The sequence below is a fragment of the Bradyrhizobium rifense genome (genome assembly GCF_008123425.1).
In the GTDB taxonomy this organism is placed as follows: Bacteria; Pseudomonadota; Alphaproteobacteria; order Rhizobiales; family Xanthobacteraceae; genus Bradyrhizobium; species Bradyrhizobium rifense.
Map to the genome: position 1 here is coordinate 33666 of NZ_VSSS01000016.1, position 24806 is coordinate 58471.

Below are 24806 nucleotides of genomic sequence, written 5' to 3' on the forward strand. Positions count from 1 at the left end.
GCCAACCCAATGCCGCCGCACGCTAGCGGCGGATCGGCATTTGCTCAACCGGTTCGAGGTGAGTCGTTCACACCCGCCATGAACACCGCCAGCGCGTCACGGTCCGCAGCCGGCATGGTCAGGCCGAGCTTGGAGCGGCGCCACAGGATGTCCTCCGGGAAGCGTGCCCATTCGCGGGCCATGAGATAGCGCACCTCGGCGCCGGTCAGGTCTGCGCCAAAGGCCGGTCCCAGCTCATCGCGCGTCTTCGCCTCGCCCAGCACGGCCGGCAATCGCGAGCCGTAGGCCGCAACCAGACGCCGGGCCTGCGGCTCGGAGAGAAAGCGCCAGCGGTGGCGCGCGAGGTCGACCTCGGTCTCGAAACGATCCCAGGCAAAATCTCCGCCGGGCAATGCAGCGCCGGCGGTCCAGCGCGGCGACATCGGGTAGAACGGCGTCAGCCGCGTCACTGCCCGCTCCGCGCGCAACCGCGAGGTGGTGACGTCGCCGCCGAACATCGTGAGCAGCGGCGCCTTGCGCCGTCGCGCGTGGAACAGCGTCGTCCCGTCGCGTCGCCGCGCGGACGCCGGCGTCAGATTGACGCCGGAGACCGTGCGCACCACGTCGGTCGGGGCGACGCGCTCGCGGAAATATCGGCTCGCGGCCTCGCAGAGATAGCTGACATCGGCGCCCGGCATCGCGACGATTGCGGGATCGCCGGTGAAATCATGCGTGACCGCGCCGACCAGCGTGAAATCACGCTCGAACGGACCCGCAAAAATCAGCCGCCCGTCGCTGTTCTGGAACACATAGACATTGTCTGACTCGAACAGTTTGGGCACGACGATCTGGCTCATCTGTGTGGCCGCCATGGCCGGCTGCGGCTGCCGCAGCACGGTCTCGGCAACCATCGACGTCCAGCCGCCGGTGGCATTGGCCAGCGCACGTGCCGTGATCACCCGGCGATGGCCGCGATCGACCAGCGCGAGCCGCCAGATGTCGGTCCTGTCGGCGCGCACGCAACGCGCCCCGGTCCGGATCGTGGCGCCACGCTCGGCCGCATCCAGCGCCGTGAGCACCACCAGGCGCGAATCGTCGACGACGCAATCGGCATATTCGAACGCAATGCCGAACGGCCGTTTCAGCGCGTTGCCGACCGGATGATGCGTGATGTCGAGCGTGGTCGACTTGGGCAGGCCGCCGCGGTTCGTGAGGGCGTCATAAACATACAGGCCCGCGCGCAACAGCCATGGCGGGCGTTCGTCGGAATGGGCGGGGATCACGAAGCTCATCGGCCGCACCAGATGCGGCGCAATCCGGAGCCAGGTCGTACGCTCGGCCAACGCCCGGCGCACCCGCCAGAAGCCACGCCGCTCCAGCACGGATAAATCGCCATGAATCAGCCGCGGTGTCGCCGATGACGCGGCGCCGGCGAGATCGCCCTGCTCGATCAGGATCACCCGCAGCCCGCGGCCCGCCGCATCGCGCGCGAGGCTGACACCGTTCAGGCCGCCACCGATGATCGCGAGGTCGTAATCCGCCATGAAGCCGTCGAGAGGGAGCGAGGTAAGTGCCCAACACCACTAGCCGGTCTTGAGCGCAAGCTCCATGGCCTCGACGCGGCCAACGAGGCCGGCATATTTCCCGATCGGCAGCGGCTTGCCGAGCAAATAGCCCTGCACACCGTCGCAGCCTTCCCTGGCAAGGAAAGCGAGCTGCTCGATGGTCTCGACGCCCTCGGCGATGATCGACATTTCGAGGCCGTGACCGAGGTCGATCACGGCGCGGACGATCGCGGCCGATTGCGGATTGCGGCCGAGATTGATGATGAAGGCGCGGTCGATCTTGATCTTGTCGAACGGGAACGCCTGGAGATAGCTCAACGAGGAATAGCCGCTGCCGAAATCGTCCATCGAGATGCGGACGCCCAGCGCCTTCAGCCGGCGCAGCAAGGCCAGGCCGCGATCGAAGTCCTCGATCAGCACGCCCTCGGTGATTTCGAGCTCGAGCCGGCCGGGGGCAAGCCCGGTCTCGATCAGGATCGAATGGACGAGCCCGACCACGTCGCCGTGCATGAACTGCGCCGGCGACAGATTGACCGCGACCTGCAGCGGCTTCGGCCACGACGCCGCCTCGCGGCAGGCCTGCCGCAGGATCCATTCGCCCATCTCGACGATCAGGCCGCTTTCTTCTGCGATCGGGATGAATTCGGCCGGCGAGACCTGGCCGCGCACCGGATGCGCCCAGCGCGCCAGCGCCTCGAAACCGATGATCTCGCTCTCGGCGACGCTGTTGCGCGCGATGCCCTGGGGCTGGAAGGCCAGCGACAGCTCGCCGTTCTTGATCGCCTTCGACAGATCCTGGTGCAGCACGCGGCGGTCGCGGATCTGCTGGTCCATCTCGGGCTGGTAGAGGCTGATCGTGCCGCGCGATTTCTGCTTGGCGCGGAACAGGGCCGCGCCGGCATTGGCGAGCAGCGAGGCACCGTCGGGACCGTTGTGCGGGAAGATCGACATGCCGGTGGTGATGCCGGCGCGGACCGCGCGGCCGTCGATGTGGAACTCCGGCGCCAGCACCTCGCCGAGCTGCTGCGCCAGCGCGAGGCCCGCATCGGGCTGCTTGCCGTCGATGATCAGGCCGAATTCGTCGCCGGAGAGGCGCGCCACCAGGCCGCCGCGCGCGGTGTCCTGCAGCCGCAGGGCCACCTCGATCAGCAGCTTGTCGCCAAGCGCATGGCCGAACACATCGTTGACTTCCTTGAGGCCGTCGAGATCGACGCACAGGACCGCAAATTCCTCGTCGGTCCCCTCGCAGGCCTCGATCATCTGGTTCAGCGCCTGAAGGAAGGCGGCGCGGTTCGGCAGATCCGTGAGGCCGTCGTGATAGGCCATGTGCGCCATCCGCGACTCGGTCTGCCGGCGGTTGGTGACGTCCTCGTGGGTCTTGATCAGATATTGCGGCTCGCCGGCATCGTTGAGCACCGTGGCGCGCCGGGTCAGGAACAGGCGCAGGCCGTCCTTGGTGGAGATCGGATGCTCCTCGGTGATCATCCCGCGCTTCTTGATCGCGGCCTCGTCGCGCGCGATGATCAGCTTGGCTTCCTTGGCGTTGAAGATGTCGGAGGCGGTCAGCCCGGTGGCTTCCTCGCGCCTGCGGTTGAGGATCGTCTCGGCGCTGCGGTTGGCGAGCAGGTAGCGGCCATCCTTGACCTGCTCCACGATCAGCGCCACCGGAATGTTGTCGACCACGAGCTCGAGGAACTTCTTGGTGTTCTCCAGCTCCATCGACAGCGATTGCCGATCGGTGATGTCCTCGAACACCACCAGCAGGAATTCCGGCTTGTTGCTCTCGTTGCGGACCACGATGCGGATCGAGGCCACCATGCGCCGGGTCTGGTCGCGCTGGACCTCGACCTCGAATTCGTTGCGATACTGTCCTTCCGACGCCAGCAGCGCGGCCCGGTCGGTCGCCTCGATGCTCGCCGCCGATTTCGGGCCGAACAGCTCGCGCGCATTCTTGCCGACGACCTGGTCGCGCGAAAAGCCCCAGAACCGCTCATAGGCACGGTTGGCGAAGATGTAGCGGCCGTCCTCGATGTTCTTCGCGGCCACGCAGGCCGGCACGTTGTCCAGCACCGTTTCCAGGAATTGCTTGGTCGAGGCGAGCTGCCGCGACAGCTTGCGCTGCTCGCTGACGTCGAGATGGGTCGCCACCGAGCCGCCGTTCGGCAGAACGAAATATTTAACCAGGATGGCGCGGCCGTCGGGCAATTCGCTGATCAGGCCGTTGGAGCTTGCCGCCTTCTCGTAGAAGTCGTCGTCGGAGACGGCGAGGACCCCGCGCTGGCGCCGCAACTCGAGGGTGTCGTAGCCGGTCATGCCGGTCCACAGGTCCGAGCGCGTCAGGCCGTAGATCTCGAGATAGCGGTCGTTGCAGAAGATGATGCGCCGCTGCGCATCCGTCATCACCACGCCCTGGTTGAGATTGTTCATGGCAGAGGAGACGAAGGCGTTGCGCCGCAGCTGCAAACGCTTGCTCCGGCGCAGCGCGGATTGGATCCACAGCGCGATGGCCGCCAGGAACGCGCAGATGACGATGCCGCCGATCAGGGCTTCCCAGATCAGATTGGGGGCGAGATCGGCTAGATAAGACGGCGGATTGAGACTATCGGCATAGGCACGCGAAGGCGCGACCGCGCTGGCCAGGCACACGACGGCCTGCACAGCAATCGGAAGCATGCTGCCTTCCTGCCAGTTCTTCTCAGCCATCAGCCACCCGCGATTTCAACTGCGGATTGTCTGGCTTCACGGGTTTGGATCGGGTAAACGCCTGTACGCCCAACAGAAAAATCTGACGCGAAATACGGCAATTGCCCTGACATGATAAATGCTTCCTTAATGGACAACGGCCGCGCGGCGCGTTTCCCAGGCAAACCGGCCCTCTCGGCAATTTCAACGGGACTTCTGCGCAACCATGGATAGGGTCGACTGCGTCGTCATCGGAGCCGGCGTGGTCGGGCTCGCGGTGGCCCGGAAGCTGGCCCAGGCCGGGCGCGAAGTGATCGTGCTCGAGGAAGCCGAGGCCATCGGCACCATCACCTCCTCACGCAACAGCGAGGTGATCCATGCCGGGATCTACTACCGCGCCGGGAGCTGGATGGCGCGCATGTGCGTCAGCGGCAAGCATGCGCTCTACCGCTATTGCGGCGAGCGCGGCATCCCGCACAAGAATTGCGGCAAGCTGATCGTCGCGACCAATGCAAAGGAAACCGAGAAGCTGCAATCAATCAAGGCGCATGCCGAGGCCAACGGCGTGCTCGACATGCAGTTGCTCTCGGGCGAAGCCGCGCGCGCGCTGGAGCCGGCGCTGACCTGCGACGCCGCGCTGCTCTCGCCGTCGACCGGCATCATCGACAGCCACGCCTACATGCTCTCGCTGCGCGGCGAGGCCGAGGCAGCCGGCGCGGCCTTTGCGTTTCACACACCGCTGATCCGCGCCAAGGCGGACGCCGGAATGATCGAGATCGAAGCCGGCGGCGAAGCGCCGATGACGCTGCAATGCGGCCTGCTCGTCAACGCCGCCGGGCTTTCGGCGACGACCGTGGCGCGCCACATCGACGGCATGCCGATTGACCGGATTCCGCCGGCCTATCTCGCCAAGGGAAACTATTTCAGTTGCAACGCGCGCGCGCCGTTCTCGCACCTGATCTATCCGGTGCCCGAGCCCGGCGGGCTCGGCGTGCATCTAACGCTGGACATGGCAGGACAGGCGCGCTTCGGCCCCGACGTCGAATGGATCGAGACCATCGACTATGAGGTCGATCCGTCGCGCGCCGAACGCTTCTACCCTGCGATCCGCAAATACTGGCCGACGCTTCCCGATGGTGCGTTGATGCCGAGCTATTCGGGCATCCGCCCGAAGATCGTGCCGCCGGCCGTAGCGACGCAGGATTTCCTGATGCAGGGGCCGCGCGACCATGGCGTCGCGGGTCTGGTCAATCTGTTCGGCATCGAATCGCCGGGACTGACATCGTCGCTCGCGATCGCAGACCACGTCGCGGAGCTCGCAGAGATCTAACCACTGCGCAATGATGATTGCGCGAGTTGCGTACCTTACAGCAGGGATGAGCGCAAAGGCTCTCACCCCTGCCTGAAAGGATACGATCAAACTCTACGCTGTTACGGGGTTTACTAGTGAAGCGTGTCGCCGGTGTGCTTCAGACGCTCGATCTGGTCCTTGACCATCAACTTCCGGCGCTTCAACTCAACAATTTGCAGGTCGTCTGTTGAAAGGTGCACGAGAGCATCGTGCAATTCGTTTTCGAGAGTTTTGTGCTTCCGTTCCAATTCAACCAGATGTGCCTGAATTGTCATTCGAAACCTCCTCGGTAGGGGTGAACCTTGGATTCGATCCGGACGAGGAAGTGTACATCACCGATTCGATCTGTCGATGGGTATCCGTCGTCGCACCGTCATTTTTGAAAATTCATATGTAATGAACCGTGAGTAAGGAACCACGTGGTGAAAAATCCATGATATCAATGCGCTTCCGCAACGCCGCAGCGAATCGTTGAAATATCTTGCGAGGGAGCGGTAGGCGAAGGCCGCAGATCGCTTGCGATCACGCCGCGCAAGGACGATAATTTCCACAGGGCATCCACAGCCTTAATTTCAGCCTATCGGTTTTCGGCCACCGCAGACATGACCAATGAAGACGAGCGTGAGCTCGAAACCGAGCTCACCCGGTTGCAGCAGGAACACCGAGATCTCGATGCGGCGATCGATGCACTGCATCAGTCGCCCGCCCCCGACCTGTTGCGGTTACAGCGATTGAAGAAGCGCAAGCTGTTGTTGCGCGACCGTATCGCCTTCATCGAAGACCAGATCACGCCCGACATCATCGCCTGATCCGCGAGCAGTCGCGGATGGCCGCGTATGAATCCGCTTGACTCAAAAAGAACAAAAGAGGAACATAAATCCCGCCCCCGACGCCTCAGGAAACGCCCAAGGACAACCCGCAAGGACACAGCAGATGTCAGCCCCCGCCCTTCTCGACAACAGCTATTATGAGCAAGCCTGCGATCAAGCGATCGCGATGTGTGACGGCAATCTGCGCAGCACCATCAAGGCGCTGATCATGGCCAACGAATATCTGGAAGCCGAACTGGAAGAGCTGCGGGCCGCGATTGCGGCCGGCTGCATTCCCGAAACCTCGCGCAGCTGGACGCGGGGCAAGAGCGGCGCCGCCTGAGTTCATCACCGGAGCAACGCCATGTCGGACGTGACCTACTACGTTGCAATGCCCTTCCTGATCGATGCCGACGGATCGCCTGTCGCGGGCGCCGCCGAAGAGTGCCAGAGCTCGACGGCTGCGCTGCGACGCGCCGAGGCCTTGTCGCGCGGTGCCGGCCATATCGGCGCGGTCGCGTTCAGCCGCAGCGGCGATCCCATGACCGGCGAATTCGGTGACGCCACGCTGCTGCGCAAATTCGGCAACGTACCGGAAGATCTTGCAACGCTGTAAAGTCAGCTGCTCACAAGCCTGATCCGCGGCTCGTGCCGCCGGTGGGCCTTGCGCACATACATGGCGGCGTCAGCCTCCTCCAGCGCACGGACGGCATCGGACTGCGCACCGAGCAACGCGACACCAGCGGAGGCGCCCGCCGTCACGTGCTGGCCGCGAAAGGTGAACGACAAATCGTCGATCGCCTGCTCGAAGATCACAGCCTTCGCCTTGGCATCGGTCTCGCTGAGATTCCACAACAGCAGGGCAAACTCGTCACCACCGAGACGACCGACCACGTCGGAGGCGCGGATCTGCCGTGTCAGCGTCGCGGCGATCGCCTTCAGCACCTCGTCGCCGGCGCCATGACCGAAGGAATCGTTGATCGGCTTCAACCGGTCGACGTCGAGCACGATCAGCGCGCCGCTGGCGCGGTAGCGCTTCATGTAGGCGATGGCGCGCTGGAGCTCGCGCTCGAAGCCGCGCCGGTTGGGGATGTCCAGCAGAAAATCGGTGTCGGCCGCCGCCTCGAGCTCGGCGACGCGCCGCAGCGCTTGCGTGAGCTTGGTCCGCAGGCCGCGGATGGTCGGCTTGCTGATATCCTTGGTTTTCTTGCTGGCTTCCTTGCTGGTTTCCTTGGCTGCGCGGGCTGCGGGCGCGCGGCGCGCCGCCGCTGCGGGCCGCTTGGGTGCAGTTTTCGTTCGGCTCCCGCTGGTTTTTCGGCCTTTTTTGGCCTTCGCAGCGGTCGCCCTTTTTGGTTTCTTCATGGGCATCCTGCTCAATGAAGGCTTGCGGGGATTCACCAAGACAGGATAGTGCATTCCCTTCTCCTTGCCACCGCCTTGCGAGCCGCCGGCCGGAACCGTTAATCTGGCCTATCTTTCTGTTTTCCGAGCACAATTGACGTCATGACCGCGCCGATCGCCATCATCATGGGAAGCCAGTCGGACTGGGAGACGATGCGGCACGCCGCCGACACGCTCACAGCGCTTGGCGTCACCTCCGACACCCGCATCGTTTCGGCACACCGCACCCCCGACCGGCTCTTTAGCTTCGCCAAGGGCGCCAAGGCAGCCGGTTTCAAGGTCATCATCGCCGGTGCCGGCGGCGCCGCGCATCTGCCGGGCATGGCCGCAGCGCTGACGGAACTGCCGGTGTTCGGCGTGCCCGTCGAGTCCAGGACGCTGAAGGGCATCGATTCGCTCTATTCGATCGTTCAGATGCCCGCCGGCATTCCGGTCGGCACGCTCGCGATCGGCAAGGCGGGCGCGATCAACGCGGCACTGCTCGCGGCATCCGTGCTGGCGCTGTCCGATCCGGCCCTGGCCGACCGCCTGGCCGCCTGGCGCAAGGCCCAGACCGAGGCGGTTGCCGAGCGCCCGGAGGACAAGGCGTGACTGACGCAAAGCAGGTGAAGCTGAAACCCGGCGACACCATTGGAATCCTCGGCGGCGGACAACTCGGACGGATGCTGGCGATGGCCGCGGCGCGGCTCGGCCTGCGCTGCCAGGTGTTCTCGCCCGATCCGGATTCGCCGGCCTTCGACGTCGTGCTGAACGCAACCTGCGCCGAATATGCCGATGTCGAGGCGCTCGAGCTGTTCGCCCACGACGTCGACGTCATCACCTACGAATTCGAGAACGTGCCGTCCGCGGCCGCCATGGTGCTGGATGCGCGTCGCCCGGTGCTGCCCAACCGCAAGATCCTCGAGACCACCCAGGACCGGCTGGCCGAGAAGGATTTTGTCACCCGGCTCGGCGTCGGCACCGCAGCTTACGCCGACGTCACCTCGGTCGCGTCGCTGCGCGAGGCGATCGTCAAGATCGGCCTCCCCGCCGTGCTGAAAACCCGTCGCTTCGGTTATGACGGCAAGGGCCAGGCCATCATCCGCGAGGGCGACGACATCGCGAAGGTCTGGACCAGCCTCGCCACCAAATCGGCGATCCTGGAAGCCTTCGTGCCGTTCGAGCGCGAGATCTCCGTGATCGCCGCACGCTCGGCCGCCGGCCAGGTCGAATGCTTCGACGTCACCGAGAACGAGCATCGCGACCACATCCTGAAGATTTCCCGCGCGCCTGCGTCGATCCCGGATGCGCTGGCCGAAGAGGCGCGCAGCATCGCCGGGAAGATCGCGACTGCGCTCGACTATGTCGGCGTGCTCGCCGTGGAGATGTTCGTGCTCGCCAATGGCACTGGGCCCAAGGTGCTGGTCAACGAGATCGCTCCGCGCGTGCACAATTCCGGACACTGGACGCTCGACGGCGCGTCGGTCTCCCAGTTCGAGCAGCACATCCGCGCCATCGCCGGCTGGCCGCTCGGCAAGCCCGTGCGTCACGGTGAGGTCGTCACCATGACCAATCTGATCGGCGACGAGATCAACGATTACGAGACCTGGCTGAGCGTGCCGGGCGCGACCGTGCACATCTACGGCAAGGGCGCGCCGCGTCCCGGCCGCAAGATGGGCCACGTCACCGAAGTCAGGCCTTCAAAAAGCAAGTGAGGGGACCGCAGCAAAAGCTGCGATCCCCTTTTGTGGAGTTTTTATTTTGACGCGTTTTCTTGACGCGAACCGGTATCTACTTCGCTCGAAAACGCTCTAAGCCGTCTTCGCGCCCGCGACGACGCCCGAGGGCTCCTCGCTGAGCCAGCGATAGATCACCCCGCCGAGCGCGCCACCGATCAACGGCGCGACCCAGAACAACCAGAGCTGCGACAGCGCCCAGCCGCCGACGAACAGCGCGGGGCCCGTGCTGCGCGCCGGGTTCACCGACGTGTTGGTGACGGGGATGCTGACGAGATGGATCATCACCAGCGCAAGTCCGATCGCGAGCGGCGCAAAGCCCGCGGGCGCGCGGCCGTGGGTCGAACCCATGATGACGAACAGGAACATCATGGTCATCACCACCTCGGTGACGAAGCAGACGACCATGCTGTACTGGCCCGGCGAATGCGCGTCGTAGCCGTTGGAGGCGAAGCCCTTGGTCACGTCGAATCCGGGCGCACCACTGGCGATCACATAGAGCAGCTCGGCGGCGACGATCGCGCCGCAGACCTGCGCGATCACGTAAGGCAGGATCTGGCCTGCCGGAAAGCGTCCACCGGCGGCAAGGCCGACTGTGACGGCCGGATTGAGATGGCAGCCCGAGATATGGCCGATCGCATAGGCCATGGTGACGACGCTCAAGCCGAAGGCCAGGGATACACCGACCAGACCGATACCGACCTGCGGAAAGCCGGCCGCGATGACCGCGCTGCCGCAGCCTGCGAATGTGAGCCAGAACGTGCCGATGGCCTCGGCCGCATATTTCTTCATATCCATGTGGCGTCTCCCCTGATTTCAAGATCTCCGGATCAACCTCCGGAAAAACGGCCCGTCTTTTGGCGCCAAATCACCCAAATTAGGACCGCACTGGGGAGTTTTCGTCTCATTTAATGGCTGAACTAGGCCCGAAAGGCCGCCTCACAGGTGGACATGTCAGGTTTTGTCTGATACATCCGCGCCCTCAAGGTTAAGGGCCGGGCGTTTAGCCATCCCCTTAGACTTACCAGAATTCAAATCCGATCCACTGAAGAGGATGCCGCGTGCAGGTTCTCGTTCGCGATAACAATGTCGACCAAGCCCTCAAGGCGCTGAAGAAGAAGATGCAGCGCGAGGGTATTTTCCGCGAGATGAAGCTCCGCGGTCACTACGAGAAGCCCTCTGAGAAGAAGGCCCGCGAAAAGGCTGAAGCCGTGCGCCGTGCGCGCAAGCTGGCCCGCAAGAAGCTGCAGCGCGAAGGCCTGCTGCCGATGAAGCCGAAGCCGGTGTTCGGCGCTGGCCCCGGTGGCGAGCGTGGCGGCCGCGGCGGCCCGGGCGCTGGTGCAGGTGCAGGTCCGCGCGGACCGCGCTGATCTTGCCGAGATTGCAGGACTGAGTTTTCGATGACGCGGGCCCCGGGCCCGCGTTATTATTTTGTGAGCAGTGCCTTTCTGGGACGGGGCACTACAGATGCGGCACCAGCGCGAGCGAACCGTAGATGGCCTCCCCTTTCCCCGAGCCCGGCTTGGCGCGGTTGCGCCGGATCTGGCGCCAGCCACTTGCGCTGACCTTGATGGGGATCGCACTATGCGGCTGCTCCTTCGATCTCGGCTCGCTCATGCCGGAGAAGGACAAGCCGCAGGAAGCGCCCAAGGCGGCCGCCGCCCCGGATAGCGCAGTCAGCGCCGCCAACATCACCGAGGCCCAGACCCACACGACCAAAGCCCAGGCCCTGGCGAAGTCCGGCGAGACGCAGTCGGCGCTCGACGAGTTCAATCGCGCCGTCGCGCTCGATCCCTACAATGCGCAGGCGCTCTACGGCCGCGCCCTTCTCTACCAGGGCAATAACGAGCACGACTTCGCGATCGCCGATTTCGGTGCCGCAAGCGGGCTCAATCCGCAGAAGGCAGAGCCGCTGCTCGGCCGCGCCGTCAGCTATCTCGCCATCGGCAAGGTCAAGGAGGCGGCGGCCGATCTCGATGAGGCCGCAGAGGCCGATCCGCACAACGCCCAGGTCTGGACGGCACGGGGACAGGCCTATGAGCGGCTGGGTGACAAGACCAAGGCTGCGGCGTCCTACAACAAAGCAGTCAGCCTGCGCCCACGCGATGACGCCGCCCGCAGCGGCCTGGCCCGCGTCGGCGGCTGAAATTCTCGCGACGGCGCAGGCGCCGTCTTAATCAGGTGTAGCGCTCTTCGGCAGAACCGCGTGGAACATCGACTTCATGCCCGACAGCATTTCGTCGGCGACATTGGTCTTGGGCCGCGGCGCGGCTGCGCCGGCGTCGGCACGCAGATCGAGCGGCGGCGCGATCACCGGCACCGGAATATCGGCCGGCGGCGTCAGCCGATTCGGGTTGTCGTTGCCAACCGAGGCCGTGTAGGGCGGATTTGCCTGCGATGAGCCACCATTGCCATAGGCGTCGGGTGACGGCGTCGACACATTGATCGGCGGCGGCAACGGGCGCACCGTCGACGGCACCGCAGTCACGACACGGGGGGCCTCGGGTATACGGGATGCTTCCTGAACCGCAGGCTGCTCCGGCGTCCTCTCGGCTGCCTTGCTTTCAGAAGGCTTGCTTTCAGAGGACTTGGTCTCGGAAGGCTTGGTTTCGAAAGGCTTGGTCTCGGTCGATTTGGCCTCGGCCGCCTTCTCAGCGGCCTTGCCCTCAGGCGATTTGCGCAGGCGTTCGATGGCAGCCCGCGCCAGATCGTTGGCGTCGGGGGTCACGGCCGGGGACGCAGCGGCCGGAGCCGGAGCCGAATTGGCCTCGACCACGGGCGCAGCGGCGGGGGTCGCCGGAGCGGACGCACCCGAGGAAGACTTGGCGACCGCCTTCTCATGCGCCGGAGCAGGCTTCTCTGCCGCCGGCTTGTCCGCCGCGCTCTTGTCGGAAATGCTCTTCTCGGAGACGCCCTTGGCCTTGACGCCGGGGCCCGGGAGGTTGGCCACGTCGGCGGGTTTGCCGTTCTTGCCGGCATCGGCAGGCGCCACCACCGCGGCTGGCGTATCCGCCGCCGGCCTGGCGTTGATGTAGTGATTGACGATGTAGGCCCCGATGATCGTTGCGAGCACCGAGGGGAAAATATCCATCGAAATTTTAGCGAGGTATTTCAGCATTTCTCGGCCACTCCCCGCGCGATCTGATGCGGGAACTTTGGGGCATTGTAAGGGATCAACTGCGACGGATCGATGGCAAAGGTTACGCGTGCCTTACGGCTTCAGCTCAATCTCAAGGAACACGATCTCGGTTGAGGTTTCGTTAAGTACGTCGTGTTGGACACCGGCCTTGCGAAAGTAGGACTTTCCGGCAGCAAGCTGCGCCCTGGAACGCTCCCCATTGGGCGCCACGATGGTCATTTCGCCGGCCACGACGGGAACGATCACGTAGTCCATGCCGTGGGTGTGATGCCCGGTCGCGCTGCCCGGGGCAAGCCGCCATTCGGTCACCCGGACCTCGTCATTGTCGACCTGAACCTCGGACCTGGCGGCAAGCATCGGAACTCTCCTGGGAAATCGGTTCAGGGTACGAAGACCATGAACACGTAGACGGCAAATACCACCATATGGACCAGCCCGAACAGGACATTGGTCCTGCCGGTGCCGAAGGTCAGCATGCTCAACAAGAATGTCAGGAACAGCAGCGCCGTGTTCTGGGGATTGAGGCCCAGCACCAGGGGCTGGTCGAGCGCATAGGTGGCGATCCCGACCGCCGGGATGGTCAGACCGATGGTGGCCAGCGAGGAACCGAGCGCCAGGTTAATGCTCTTCTGAAGGTCATTCTTGCGGGCCGCGGCGATCGCGGAGACGCCCTCCGGCATCAGGATCAGGAGCGCGACCAAAAGGCCCGCAAACGCCGGCGGAGCGCCGATCCTGTCGGCCACGGCGTCGACCACCAGCGAGAACTTCTTGGCAAGGAGAACGACGGCCAGCAGCGAGATCAGCAGCAGCGCGATGCTGAGCGCCAGCATCCTGCCCGACAAATGAGCCTCCCCGACCTCGCCGTCCCCCCTCTCATGGACGAAGTAATCCTTGTGCAGGACGGTCTGGGTATAGAGAAACACGCCATACAGCACGATGGTGACGACATCGACAAAGCCGAGTTGAAGCGCCGAATAGACCGGGCCGGGCGTCGTCAGCGTGTAATTGGGCATGATCAGTGTGATGGTCGCCAGTGCAATCAGCCCACTGAGATAGACGTTGGCGCCGGAGACCTGAAAGCCCTGCTCGCCATAGCGCAGGCCGCCGATGAAGACGCAGAGGCCGACGAGGCCATTGCAGACGATCATCACCACTGCGAAGACAGTGTCGCGCGCAAGCTCCGGTGCCGGCTTGTCACCTAGCATGATGGTGGTGATCAGCGCCACCTCGATGATGGTGACCGCGAGCGTGAGCAGCAGCGTGCCGAAGGGCTCGCCGATCCGCTCGGCGATCACCTCGGAGTGATGCACGGCCGCGAACACGGTGCCGAACAGGATCACCAGCAGGACGATCGCGAACAGGCCGCCGCCGGCCGTCAGGGTGAAGCCGTAGCCGGTCGCGGTGACGATCAGGAACAGCAGCACCGCCAGAGCGGGGAAGATCCAGGACGACCGCGGCATCGGTCCGTGTGCGCTCATGCCAACAATTCCTCCAAGCGAGTGGGGGCCGATTATGCGCGAGAACATCGCGCCCGTCAGCCCTCAACCCCCGTTGATGAATTGTCGCGCGATCTCGATGGCACCGAAGCTCGCGAGATCGTCGTGGCCGCCGCCAGGAATGCGGACGAATCGCTTCGGCTCGTGAGCCAGCGCGAACAGCCGCTCGCCGAGCACGAACGGCACAGTCTGATCCTCCGTGCCGTGCATGATCAGCAGCGGCACTGTGACGCGCGCGATGCGTCGGTCGGAATGAAACTGGTCGCGCATCAGAAGGCGGACCGGCGCGAACCAGTAATGCGGGGCCACGACATCGGCGATCGATGTGTAGGGAGCTTCGAGAATGAGCCTCCCGACCGCCTGCTCCGATGCGATCGCGACCGCAACACCTGTTCCGAGCGAGAAGCCCCACGCGACGATGCGTTGCGGCTCGTAGCGGGCCGTCGCGAATGAATAGGCAGCCGCAGCGTCACGCAGCAGGCCGTCCTCACTCGGCGCGCCGCTCGAACCGGCATAGCCGCGATAGGACAGCGCGATGAGACCGGTGCCGTCAGCCGTGATGGCCTTGAAGCGACCGACCGCGCCGGCGAGAAAATCGCCATTGCCGTGGAAATAGAGGATCACGGGGCGGCCGGGCCGCGCCGGCACGTGCCAGACGATGACCTTCTCGCCGTCGGACGCCGCCAGGACGTGCTCTTCGGCTTCCGGAAAGCCGGCGGCCGCAGGCGCCGTCCGCTCGATGGTCGGGATCGGAAACAGCATCTCGCGCTGCCTGAGATAGAGCAGCACGAGACCGGCGAGATAGCCGGCCGCAAGAATGATGGCGATCCACCTGATGACGGTCATGCCGGCCGGAATCTCACGTCAGCCGCCCACGCCACATGGACGGCGCGCCGATCGACGCGCCGTTTCCGCGCGATGCTACATCGCCTTGACGATGTTCTCGGTGACCTTCTTGGCATCGCCGAGCAGCATCATGGTGTTGTCGCGGTAGAACAGCGGATTGTCGATACCGGCATACCCCGACGCCAGTGACCGCTTGATGAACATCACCGTGCCGGCCTTCCAGACCTGGAGCACGGGCATGCCGTAGATAGGAGAGGTCTTGTCCTCTTCGGCCGCCGGGTTGGTGACGTCGTTGGCGCCGATCACGAAGGCGATGTCGGCCTGCGCGAATTCGGAGTTGATGTCCTCAAGCTCGAACACCTCGTCATAGGGCACGTTGGCCTCGGCCAGCAGCACGTTCATGTGGCCGGGCATGCGGCCCGCGACGGGGTGAATGGCGTATTTCACCTCGACGCCTTCCTTCTTCAGGATGTCGCCCATTTCCCGCAGCGCGTGCTGGGCCTGCGCCACCGCCATGCCGTAGCCGGGCACGATGATGACCTTTGAAGCATTCTTCATGATGAAGGCCGCGTCGTCCGCCGAGCCAAGCTTGGCGGGCTTCTGCTCGCCGCCTGCTCCGCCGCCGGCCGCCGCGGTCTCACCGCCAAAGCCGCCGAGGATGACCGAGATGAAGGACCGGTTCATCGCGTGGCACATGATGTAGGACAGGATCGCGCCGGAGGAACCGACCAGTGCGCCGGTGATGATCAGCGCGGAGTTGCCCAGCGTGAAGCCGATGCCGGCCGCGGCCCAGCCCGAGTAGGAGTTCAGCATCGAGATCACGACCGGCATGTCGGCGCCGCCGATCGGGATGATCATGAGCACACCGAGCGCCAGCGCCAGGATGACGATCATCCAGAAGTCGAACGCGCTGCCCGACATCACCAGCCCGACGATGAAGACGACGAGCGCAATCGCCAGCGCGATGTTGATGATATGGCGGAACGGCAGGATGATCGGCGCGCCGCTCATGCGGGCCGACAGTTTCAGGAACGCGATCACCGAGCCGGTGAAGGTCAGCGCGCCGATGGCGACGCCGAGCGACATTTCGACCAGGCTCTGCGCATGGATGTTGCCGGGCGTGCCGATGTCGAAGGCCTCGGGCGCGTAGAACGCACCGGCGGCGACCAGCACCGCGGCCATGCCGACCAGCGAGTGGAACGCGGCGACCAGTTCCGGCATCGAGGTCATCGGCACGCGGCGCGCGGTCACCGCACCGATGCCGCCGCCGATCGCGATCGCGAGGATGACCAGCAGCCAGGCCACGCCGTCAGCCGGCGGATGACTGGCTAGCGTGGTCGCAACCGCGATCGCCATGCCGATCATGCCGAAGAAATTGCCCTGCCGGGATGAGGCGGGGCTGGACAGCCCGCGCAGCGACAGGATGAACAGCACACCCGCCACGAGATACAGAACTGCAGCCAGATTGGCGTTCATCTCAGGTCCCCCTTTGTCTTCGTCACCCCGAGGTGCATGCCGCTCACTTCACCTTCTTCTTGTACATCGCCAGCATGCGCTGGGTGACAAGGAAACCGCCGAAGATGTTCACGCAGGCGAAGATGAGCGCGACGAAGCCGAAGCCGCGCGCCCAGCCTGAACCGCTCGATATCATGCCGACACCGACCGCGAGCAGCGCGCCGACCACGATCACCGAGGAGATCGCGTTGGTTACGCTCATCAGCGGCGTGTGCAGCGCCGGGGTCACCGACCACACCACGAAATAACCGACGAAAACGGCGAGAACGAAAATCGACAACCGGAAGACGAAGGGGTCGACGAGCTGTGCAGCATGCTCCATGGCGGCTCTCCTTAAACCCGATTAAGTTGATTTGGGCTGGAAGTTCGGGTGGATGACGGCGCCGTCCTTGGTTAGCGCGGTGGCTTTGACGAGCTCGTCGTCCCAGTTGACGGCAAGCTTCTTCTCTTTCTTGTCGACCATGGTCTCAATGAAATTGAACAGGTTGCGCGCATAGAGACTGGAAGCGGACGCCGCGACGCGGCCGGCGACGTTGGTGTAGCCGACGATCTTGATGCCATCGAGGTCGACGACCTCGCCCGGCCTGGCGCCCTCGACATTACCGCCGCGCTCGACGGCGAGATCGACCAGCACCGAACCCGGCTTCATCGACTTGACCATCTCGCCCGAGACCAGCTTCGGCGCGGGCCGGCCCGGGATCAGAGCCGTGGTGATGACGATGTCCTGCTTCTTGATGTGCTCGGCGGTGAGCGCGGCCTGCTTGGCCTGGTACTCCTTGGACATTTCCTTGGCGTAGCCACCGGCGGTCTGCGCGTTCTTGAATTCCTCGTCCTCGACAGCGAGGAATTTCGCACCGAGCGATTCGACCTGCTCCTTGGTCGCGGGCCGCACGTCGGTCGCGGTGACGATGGCGCCGAGGCGGCGCGCAGTCGCGATCGCCTGGAGGCCAGCGACGCCAACACCCATCACGAACACCTTGGCGGCAGGCACGGTGCCGGCGGCGGTCATCATCATCGGGAAGGCGCGGCCGAAGGCCTCGGCGCCCTCGATCACGGCGCGGTAGCCGGCGAGGTTGGCCTGCGAGGACAGCACGTCCATCACTTGCGCGCGGGTGATGCGCGGCATCAATTCCATCGCGAAGGCGGAGACGCCGGCATCGGCGATCGTCTTCAGCGCAGCCTCGTTGCCATAGGGGTCCATGATGGCGATGACGAGCGCGCCGCGCTTGTACTGCGAAAGCTCGGACGCCTCCGGGCGCTTCACCTTGATGATGATGTCGGCGTCCTTCAGCGCATCGGCGCTGACCGTGGCGCCCACGGCGGTGAACTCGGAATCCGGCAGGCCCGATTTGAGGCCGGCGCCCGGCTCGACGGCGATCTCGGCGCCCAGCGCCTTGAACTTCTTCACCGTATCAGGCGAAGCGGCAACACGCGGCTCCGACGGATCGATTTCCTTGGCAACGGCGATCTTCATAGGCCCTCCGGCGACGCGGGCAAAAACGCGCACGCGAACTTAGCGTCACTCCCGCAACGTTGGATACCGGTTTTGGAACCGGCTTGTATGCAAATTTAATAAGCACCGCCGGCGTTGGCGGTGCCGCAGGCGATGGATCAGGTCAGAAAGATCGCCATCAGGATGACGATAAGCGCGACAGAGGCCGTGCCGTACTTCACCAGCTTGATGAAGCCCTCATAGGTCTGCTCGTGCGCAACGTAGTCGTTGCCGTCGGCGGTGGTGTACGCCACTTCGCTATGGTCAGCCATGGAATGTCCCCAGTCGAAAGTCGAATTCTTCGGTTGGGATACCTTAAACCTTCGGGCAGGGCAACGGCACCGAAGCGCGGTTTTCCAGCAAATGGGCTCATTTGGAATCCCGATTATCGTGGATCCCGCGCGTCAGACCGCATTCGCTGAACGACGGTTCAACGAATGCTGTGCAGCCGTCATGCCCGAAATTCGGCCCCTTGCGCCCTCAGCCCATCGCTTCCAGCTCGTCGATCATCCCGGCAATGACCGAGAGCCCGCCGTCCCAGAACTTCGGGTCCTTGGCATCGAGCCCGAACGGCCGCAGCAGCTCGGAATAATGCTTGGTGCCGCCGGCGGCGAGCATGTCGAGATAGCGCTCGGCGAACCCTTCGGCCGCGTTCTCGTAGACGGCATAGAGCGAGTTCACGAGGCAATCGCCGAAGGCATAGGCGTAGACATAGAATGGCGAGTGGATGAAATGCGGGATGTACATCCAGTAGTTCTCGTAGCCCGCCTTGATCTCGATCGCCGGCCCCAGGCTCTCGCCCTGCACCGACAGCCAGAGCTCGCCGAGCCGTGTCGCGGTGAGTTCGCCGTTCTTGCGCTCGGTGTGGACCGCGCGCTCGAACGAATAGAACGCGATTTGCCGCACCACGGTATTGATCATGTCCTCGACCTTGCCAGCGAGCAGCGCCTGGCGCTGCTTTGCGCTCTTGGTCTGCGCCAACAACCGCCTGAACGTGAGCATCTCGCCGAACACGCTGGCGGTCTCAGCCAGCGTCAGCGGCGTCGGCGCCATCAGCGCGCCGTTCTTCGCCGCCAGCACCTGGTGCACGCCGTGGCCGAGCTCATGCGCGAGCGTCATCACGTCGCGCGGCTTGCCCTGATAGTTCATCAGGACGTAAGGATGCGCCGACGGCGTGGTCGGATGCGAGAAGGCACCCGGCGCCTTGCCCGGACGCACCGGCGCGTCGATCCAGCGGTCGGTGAAGAAGCGCTCGGCGATATCGGCCATTTTTGGCGAGAAGCCGCGATAGGCCGACAGCACCATGTTGCGCGCATCGGGCCAGCCTATGGTGTCGGTCGCGGCGAACGGCAGCGGTGCGTTGCGGTCCCAATAAGCCAGCCGCTTCTTGCCGAACCACTTCGCCTTCAGCGCGTAGTAGCGATGCGACAGTTTTGGATAGGCCGCGCGGACCGAGGCGACCAGCGCATCCACCACCTCGCGCTCGACGCGATTGTTCAAATGACGGGAGTCCGCGACATCCTTGAAACCGCGCCAGCGATCGGAGATGTCCTTGTCCTTGGCGAGCGTGTTGGTGATCAGCGCGAAGGTGCGCTCATTGGCCTTGAAGGTTTTTGCCAGAGCCTCGGCCGCAGCCTTGCGCTTGGCGCCGTCGCGGTCCTGCAGGAAATTCAGCGTCGGCTCGATCGCGAGCTCTTTGGCCCCGACCTTGAAGCGCAGGCCGGAGATGGTCTGGTCGAACAATCGGTTGAACGCGGAATAACCGGTTTGCGCCTTCTCCAGAAAGAGCTGCTCGAGCTTGTCATCGAGCTGATATGGCTTCTCCTTGCGCAGGTCCTCGATCCACGGACGGTAGTGCGCGAGCTCGGCGACCTGCATCGCGCGGTTCAAAATATCGTCATCGACGCGGTTGAGCTCGAGCGCGAAGAACAGCAGATGCGTCGACGCTGCCGTCAGCCGCTCGGAAACGTCGCCGTAAAACTTTGAAATCGCAGGGTCCACGCTGTCGCCGGCATGGACGAGGCCGGCATAGGAGCCGAGACGGCCGGCGAGATCGTCGATCGCCTCATAGCGTCGCACGGCTTCCGCGAGCCATTTTCCGCCATCTTCGTTTGCTGTGCCTGTTGCGAGCTTGCCCTTGTAGTCCGTCTCGAACGCGACGCAATCGGCGTCCATCGTTGCGAGATCGCGCGCCACTTCCGGCGCATCGATCCCGGAATAGAGATCGGCGAGGTTCCACTCCGGAAGCTTGCCAGTCTTGCTCGCAGGTTTGGAGGGCTTTGCCTTGACGGCAGATTTCTTGACGGCGGATTGCTTGGTAGCTGGCTTGCGGAGAGTAGGCTCTTTAAGGGCAGGCTCTTTAAGGGCAAGAGCAGTCTTTTTAAGAGCAGTCTTGGAGCGCGAAGTCATTGTGTGGGAAACCTGTGTTCAACAAACGCTGCGGCGGGCGGGGGCATCAAGGTTTAAGAGTGCGTTAATCGGCTTCGGCCAGAGTGACCCGATTCGAGACAGATAGTAGTAGCGTGCGGGGAGCACCATGGCTGCCAGTATTTTGATCGCCGACGACGACGCCGTAGCCCGCCGTCTGGTCGAGAACATGGTGCAGAAATGCGGCTATGACACGGTCGTCGTCGAGTCCGGTGACGCCGCGATCGCCGCCCTCACCGCCCCCGATGCGCCGGCGATCGACGCCGTGATCCTCGATCTCGTCATGCCCGGCCTCGACGGCATGGGCGTGCTGGCGAAAATCCGCGAGGCTGGCCTCAGCGTCCCCGTCATCGTGCAGACCGCGCATGGCGGCATCGACAACGTGATCTCGGCGATGCGCGCCGGTGCAGCCGATTTCGTGGTCAAGCCGGTCGGCCTTGAGCGGCTCCAGGTCAGTTTGCGCAACGCGCTCAACGCCTCCGCACTCAAGGGCGAATTGCAACGCATCCGTCACAGCCGCGAGGGCCGGCTGACCTTCTCCGACATCATCACGCGCGCCGAGGCGATGGCGCCGGTGATGCGCACCGCGCAGAAGGCGGCGAACTCCTCGATCCCCGTGCTGATCGAAGGCGAGTCCGGCGTCGGCAAGGAGATGTTCGCGCGCGCCATCCACGGCAGCGGCGAGCGCAAGGCAAAACCCTTCGTCGCAGTCAATTGCGGCGCGATCCCAGAAAATCTCGTCGAGTCCATCCTGTTCGGCCACGAGAAGGGTGCCTTCACCGGCGCGACCGAGCGGCACACCGGCAAGTTCATCGAGGCCCATGGCGGCACGCTGTTTCTGGATGAAATCAGCGAGCTGCCGCTGACCGCGCAGGTCAAATTGCTCCGCGCACTGCAGGAAGGCGCAGTCGAGGCCGTCGGCGGACGCAAGCCCGTGAAGGTCGACGTCCGCATCATCTCGGCGACCAATCGCAAGCTTCTGGAGCGGGTGAAGCAGGGACACTTCCGGGAAGATCTGTTCTACCGCCTGCACGTGCTGCCGCTGACGATTCCTTCGCTCAGGTCCCGGCGCGAGGACATCCCGCACCTCCTGCGGCATTTCCTGGCGCGGTTTGCCGCCGAGGAGAACCGCCCGATTTCCGGCGTCAGCGGTGAGGCCGTGGCGCATCTCGCCCAGCTCGACTGGCCCGGCAACATTCGCCAGCTCGAAAACGCGGTCTACCGCGCGGTGGTGATGAGTGAGGGCGACCAGCTCGGTCTCGACGACTTCCCGCTTGTGGCCTCGCATTCGCACACCGCAACGGAGATTCCGACTGCGCCGCTGATGATCGAGCCGATCGCAGCGCCCTCGGTGGTATCAGGTAATGAAATACCGATCGTGCCGCTGCCGCTGGCGGGGTCTCTCTCGATGTTGACCCCCAACGGCGATGTCCGTCCTCTGGATGACATGGAGAGCGAGATCATCCGCTTCGCGATCTCGCACTACCGCGGACAGATGTCCGAGGTGGCGCGTCGCCTCAAAATCGGCAGGTCCACGCTCTACCGCAAACTCGACGAAGCCGGGGTTCCCGGACATGGCGGGAAAAGCGGCGAGGAGACGCACTGAACCTCATGCCAACGGAGGTTTGCGCTGTCAGGCATTGCGCCCGCAACCCGTTGAATTACGGCAAAATTCGGCGACGACCGAAACCGTGACTTGGAAGTGACAGACACCGGGAAAAGCGCGCGATGAAGGCGCACAATCCGTTGCAAAACGACCTGTCTTGAAGTCAGTTTGTCGTGAGTTGTCCCGGGTAGCGCTGGCCGCAAAACCGGGGCCTGTATATCGTCTGCGTATGAATCGTTGCGTGCAGGCGTGCAACTTTCGAGAGGCCGGCGCGGTTTAGCCGAAACTCAATTAGGCGATAACGAAAGCTGTTCCACGGGGGACAGTTCACCCGAGGGGTGCGACACAATGCGTGACTGTTTGAACCACCGTGCAGGCTTTGACCGTGTCCTGATGACGGTCGCGGCGACCTTCTTCACGGTATCGGCCGGCTCGGCGCTGGCACAGGATCAGGCGCGCAGCAGTGCCGCCGAGCTCGCGATCGAAGCCGCGATCCCGCGCCCCGAGCCTGCAAACGTCCCGCCCCCGACCGCATCCGACATCAAGCTCGACACCACCGCCACCGTCCAGGACGCCCCGAAGGAAGCTGCCAAAGAGCCCGTGAAGGCCGAGGCAGCTCCTGCCCCCGACAAAGTCGAGACCAAGCCCTCCGACGTCGTCACCACGCCCGCAGCCGATGCCCCGAAGAGCGAGACGGCCAAGACCGAACCCGCGCAGGCCGAGCCCACGAAGACCGAACCAGCAAAGGCCGACACTGCAGCAGCGCCGGCAGCGGCTCCCGTCGCCCCCGCCGCGGCAGCAGCGACCCCAGCCGCCGAACCCGTGAAGGCCGCGAGCAATGTCCCCGCCGCCGACCAGCCCGTCGCCGACAAGCTGAAGGACGCTTTGGGCGCCAAGACCTCGCGCTATTTCGACCGCAAGAACGAGCGCGCCGCCGTCGAGAAATTCTACGGCGCCCGTGACTTCGCGCCGGTCTGGACCCAGGGCGGCAGCCTCAACGCTGCGGCCAAGGGCGTGATCGCGCGGCTGAAGGATGCAGCCTCCGATGGTCTCAATCCCGCCGACTATCCGGTGCCGGATTTCGCCGCGGCCACGACGCCCGACGCGCTCGCGGACGCCGAGCTCAAGCTCACCGCCAGCATGTTCGACTACGCGCGCCAGGCGCAGAGCGGTCGCATGCACTGGTCCCAGGTCAGCGCCGACATCCTCTATCCCGAGCATCCGACCGATCCGAACGAGGTGCTGACCAAGGTTTCGACCGCCGCTGACGCCTCCGCCGCGCTCGACAGCTACAACCCGCCGCAGAAGCTCTACAAGGAGCTGAAGGCGAAGCTCGCGCAGCTGCGCGGCCAAGGCGACGGCCCGGTGATCGAGATCACCGAAGGCCCGGCACTGAAGTACACGCCCGCCAAGGGCAAGAAGCAGGCGGAAGTCGTGGCGCAGGATCCGCGCGTGCCGCAGCTCCGCGCCAAGCTCGGTATCACCGAGAACGCCAGCGACGATCATTACGACGCCGCGGTCGCCGAAGCCGTGCGCAAATTCCAGGACGGCGCCGAGATCAAGGCGACCGGCGTGCTCGACGCGCCGACCGTGAAGGCGCTGAACAGCCCGAAGCGCGACAGGCAGATCGACACCGTGCTGGTGAACATGGAGCGCTGGCGCTGGCTGCCGCGCGACCTCGGCGTGCCCTCGCTGGGCGACGCCTATGTCATCCTCAACATTCCCGACTACACGCTGAAGGTGATGCAGCGCGGCCAGCAGGTCTGGACCACCCGCGTCGTCACCGGCAAGCCGGGCCAGCATGCCACGCCGCTGCTGACCGAGACGATGAAGTACATCACGGTCAACCCGACCTGGAACGTGCCGCCGTCGATCGTCTATGGCGAATATCTGCCGGCGCTGCAGCAGGACCCGACCGTGCTTCAGCGCATGGGCCTGAAGCTCGAGCAGAACCGCGACGGCTCGGTGCACATCTCGCAGCCGCCCGGCGAAGCCAACGCGCTCGGCCGCATCCGCTTCAACTTCCCGAACAAATTCCTGGTCTATCAGCACGACACGCCGGACAAGAATTTGTTCGCGCGGGACGAGCGCGCCTTCAGCCACGGCTGCATGCGCGTTCAATATCCGGATCAGTACGCCTCCGTGCTGCTGAACATCACCATGCCGGGCGAGAAGTACACACCGGAGCGCGTGCGCAGCATGTACGGCTCGGGTGAAATCGACCTGAAATTCCCGACCCCGATCCCGGTCAACATCACCTACCAGACTGCCTTCGTGGACGACGGCGGCAAGCTGCAATTCCGCAAGGACGTCTATGGCCGCGACACGACCATGATCAACATCCTGAAGAACGGCCGCGGCAAGGACCTCGAGAACATCGTGGCCCACTCGCAGCCGAGCTATTCGCGCCCGGCGACGACGCTGCCGGCCGGCGTGGCGGTGGCCAACAATGGCGGCGGCTTCGGCTCGTCGGGTCCGAACTTCTTCGAGCGGCTGTTTGGTGGTGGCGCCCCAGCCCAGCCGCCGGCCCCGGTCGGCCGCAAGCCGCAGCGGGTGTTTACCCGCTAAGCTTGGTCCGGCGCCTCATTTCTTGAAATTCTTCAATAAAATCAGCGACCCTGTCCCATGGATGGGGTCGTTTAACGTTAACCATTCGCCACCCGAGTTCGAGCAGCGGGCGTTTTTTCGCCACACTCAGCCGGTTAGGTTTGTATTCTGACTTGGTTTGGGGGGCGGGAAGGTCAACCTCGAATTAACCTTCTCGCTTTAACAAAGCGTTCATC

24 protein-coding genes are annotated in these 24806 nt (G+C 64.3%); 10 read left to right on the forward strand and 14 right to left on the reverse strand.

Annotation, left to right across the window (positions count from 1 at the left end):
* Positions 1-44: 44 nt before the first annotated feature.
* Entirely contained in the window at positions 45-1523 is a 1479-nt protein-coding gene (locus tag FXB40_RS09580) for a glycerol-3-phosphate dehydrogenase (protein ID WP_148771960.1), read from the reverse strand.
* A 39-nt stretch (positions 1524-1562) separates the two neighbouring features.
* Positions 1563-4247, reverse strand: a complete 2685-nt coding sequence (locus tag FXB40_RS09585) for a sensor domain-containing protein (RefSeq protein ID WP_148771961.1) — start codon at positions 4245-4247, stop codon at positions 1563-1565.
* A 205-nt stretch (positions 4248-4452) separates the two neighbouring features.
* Here FXB40_RS09585 and FXB40_RS09590 point away from each other — a divergent pair, with 205 nt between their 5' ends.
* Entirely contained in the window at positions 4453-5556 is a 1104-nt protein-coding gene (locus FXB40_RS09590) for an NAD(P)/FAD-dependent oxidoreductase (protein ID WP_148771962.1), read from the forward strand.
* 113 nt (positions 5557-5669) lie between these two features.
* Here FXB40_RS09590 and FXB40_RS09595 read toward each other — a convergent pair whose 3' ends face one another.
* The gene (locus FXB40_RS09595; RefSeq protein WP_027532476.1) at positions 5670-5852 is read right to left on the reverse strand and encodes a YdcH family protein; all 183 of its coding nucleotides are present in this window, start codon (positions 5850-5852) and stop codon (positions 5670-5672) included.
* Positions 5853-6179: 327 nt separating this feature from the next.
* Here FXB40_RS09595 and FXB40_RS09605 point away from each other — a divergent pair, with 327 nt between their 5' ends.
* The 3 genes from FXB40_RS09605 to FXB40_RS09615 all read left to right on the forward strand — a co-directional run bounded on the left by FXB40_RS09605 (position 6180) and on the right by FXB40_RS09615 (position 7002).
* The gene (locus tag FXB40_RS09605; protein ID WP_148771963.1) at positions 6180-6386 is read left to right on the forward strand and encodes a YdcH family protein; all 207 of its coding nucleotides are present in this window, start codon (positions 6180-6182) and stop codon (positions 6384-6386) included.
* Positions 6387-6510: 124 nt separating this feature from the next.
* Entirely contained in the window at positions 6511-6729 is a 219-nt protein-coding gene (locus tag FXB40_RS09610; RefSeq protein ID WP_148771964.1) for a hypothetical protein, read from the forward strand.
* 21 nt (positions 6730-6750) lie between these two features.
* Positions 6751-7002: a hypothetical protein gene (locus FXB40_RS09615; protein WP_128918215.1), complete on the forward strand. Its 252-nt coding sequence runs from the start codon at positions 6751-6753 to the stop codon at positions 7000-7002.
* Between the two features lie 2 nt (positions 7003-7004).
* On the opposite strand, the gene FXB40_RS09620 is transcribed toward FXB40_RS09615, so the two are convergent.
* Positions 7005-7748 carry a GGDEF domain-containing protein gene (locus tag FXB40_RS09620; RefSeq protein WP_187436755.1) on the reverse strand — a complete coding sequence of 248 codons (744 nt, stop codon included), beginning with the start codon at positions 7746-7748 and terminating at the stop codon, positions 7005-7007.
* Positions 7749-7889: 141 nt separating this feature from the next.
* On the opposite strand from FXB40_RS09620, the gene purE reads away from it, so the two are divergent.
* Positions 7890-8378: a 5-(carboxyamino)imidazole ribonucleotide mutase gene (purE, locus tag FXB40_RS09625; RefSeq protein ID WP_148771966.1), complete on the forward strand. Its 489-nt coding sequence runs from the start codon at positions 7890-7892 to the stop codon at positions 8376-8378.
* A complete protein-coding gene (locus FXB40_RS09630; RefSeq protein WP_148771967.1) occupies positions 8375-9481 on the forward strand; it encodes a 5-(carboxyamino)imidazole ribonucleotide synthase in 1107 nt (368 codons plus the stop codon). The genes purE and FXB40_RS09630 overlap by 4 nt, the downstream gene beginning before the upstream one ends.
* Before the next feature lie 96 nt (positions 9482-9577).
* Here FXB40_RS09630 and aqpZ read toward each other — a convergent pair whose 3' ends face one another.
* Complete coding sequence (gene aqpZ / locus FXB40_RS09635; protein ID WP_148771968.1) at positions 9578-10300, reverse strand: aquaporin Z; 723 nt, start codon at positions 10298-10300, stop codon at positions 9578-9580.
* A gap of 263 nt (positions 10301-10563) precedes the next feature.
* Here aqpZ and rpsU point away from each other — a divergent pair, with 263 nt between their 5' ends.
* Together rpsU and FXB40_RS09645 are read left to right on the forward strand one after the other, a co-directional pair.
* Entirely contained in the window at positions 10564-10872 is a 309-nt protein-coding gene (gene rpsU / locus FXB40_RS09640; RefSeq protein WP_008131187.1) for a 30S ribosomal protein S21, read from the forward strand.
* A 125-nt stretch (positions 10873-10997) separates the two neighbouring features.
* Positions 10998-11648, forward strand: a complete 651-nt coding sequence (locus FXB40_RS09645; RefSeq protein WP_148771969.1) for a tetratricopeptide repeat protein — start codon at positions 10998-11000, stop codon at positions 11646-11648.
* 27 nt (positions 11649-11675) lie between these two features.
* Here the strand turns inward: FXB40_RS09645 and FXB40_RS09650 are convergent, their stop codons facing one another.
* The 9 genes from FXB40_RS09650 to FXB40_RS09690 all read right to left on the reverse strand — a co-directional run bounded on the left by FXB40_RS09650 (position 11676) and on the right by FXB40_RS09690 (position 20399).
* Entirely contained in the window at positions 11676-12620 is a 945-nt protein-coding gene (locus FXB40_RS09650; RefSeq protein ID WP_148771970.1) for a hypothetical protein, read from the reverse strand.
* Between the two features lie 93 nt (positions 12621-12713).
* Positions 12714-12998, reverse strand: coding sequence for a cupin domain-containing protein (locus tag FXB40_RS09655; RefSeq protein WP_148771971.1), 285 nt, complete (start codon positions 12996-12998; stop codon positions 12714-12716).
* A gap of 23 nt (positions 12999-13021) precedes the next feature.
* Positions 13022-14119: a calcium:cation antiporter gene (locus FXB40_RS09660; protein WP_148771972.1), complete on the reverse strand. Its 1098-nt coding sequence runs from the start codon at positions 14117-14119 to the stop codon at positions 13022-13024.
* 63 nt (positions 14120-14182) lie between these two features.
* Positions 14183-14983, reverse strand: a complete 801-nt coding sequence (locus tag FXB40_RS09665; protein ID WP_148771973.1) for an alpha/beta hydrolase — start codon at positions 14981-14983, stop codon at positions 14183-14185.
* A 75-nt stretch (positions 14984-15058) separates the two neighbouring features.
* Positions 15059-16459, reverse strand: a complete 1401-nt coding sequence (locus FXB40_RS09670) for an NAD(P)(+) transhydrogenase (Re/Si-specific) subunit beta (RefSeq protein WP_148771974.1) — start codon at positions 16457-16459, stop codon at positions 15059-15061.
* Between the two features lie 43 nt (positions 16460-16502).
* Positions 16503-16820, reverse strand: a complete 318-nt coding sequence (locus FXB40_RS09675; protein ID WP_148771975.1) for a proton-translocating transhydrogenase family protein — start codon at positions 16818-16820, stop codon at positions 16503-16505.
* A 21-nt stretch (positions 16821-16841) separates the two neighbouring features.
* Entirely contained in the window at positions 16842-17972 is a 1131-nt protein-coding gene (locus tag FXB40_RS09680) for a Re/Si-specific NAD(P)(+) transhydrogenase subunit alpha (protein WP_148771976.1), read from the reverse strand.
* A 137-nt stretch (positions 17973-18109) separates the two neighbouring features.
* On the reverse strand, positions 18110-18262 hold the full coding sequence (locus tag FXB40_RS09685; RefSeq protein ID WP_008136857.1) for an aa3-type cytochrome c oxidase subunit IV: 153 nt from the start codon (positions 18260-18262) through the stop codon (positions 18110-18112).
* A gap of 208 nt (positions 18263-18470) precedes the next feature.
* Positions 18471-20399 (reverse strand): M3 family oligoendopeptidase, encoded by a 1929-nt coding sequence (locus tag FXB40_RS09690; RefSeq protein WP_148771977.1) that lies wholly within the window; start codon positions 20397-20399, stop codon positions 18471-18473.
* Positions 20400-20526: 127 nt separating this feature from the next.
* Between FXB40_RS09690 and FXB40_RS09695 the strand changes: the two genes are divergently transcribed.
* Together FXB40_RS09695 and FXB40_RS09700 are read left to right on the forward strand one after the other, a co-directional pair.
* The gene (locus tag FXB40_RS09695) at positions 20527-22023 is read left to right on the forward strand and encodes a sigma-54-dependent transcriptional regulator (RefSeq protein WP_148771978.1); all 1497 of its coding nucleotides are present in this window, start codon (positions 20527-20529) and stop codon (positions 22021-22023) included.
* A gap of 348 nt (positions 22024-22371) precedes the next feature.
* Positions 22372-24591, forward strand: a complete 2220-nt coding sequence (locus tag FXB40_RS09700; RefSeq protein WP_148771979.1) for a L,D-transpeptidase family protein — start codon at positions 22372-22374, stop codon at positions 24589-24591.
* Positions 24592-24806: the final 215 nt, after the last annotated feature.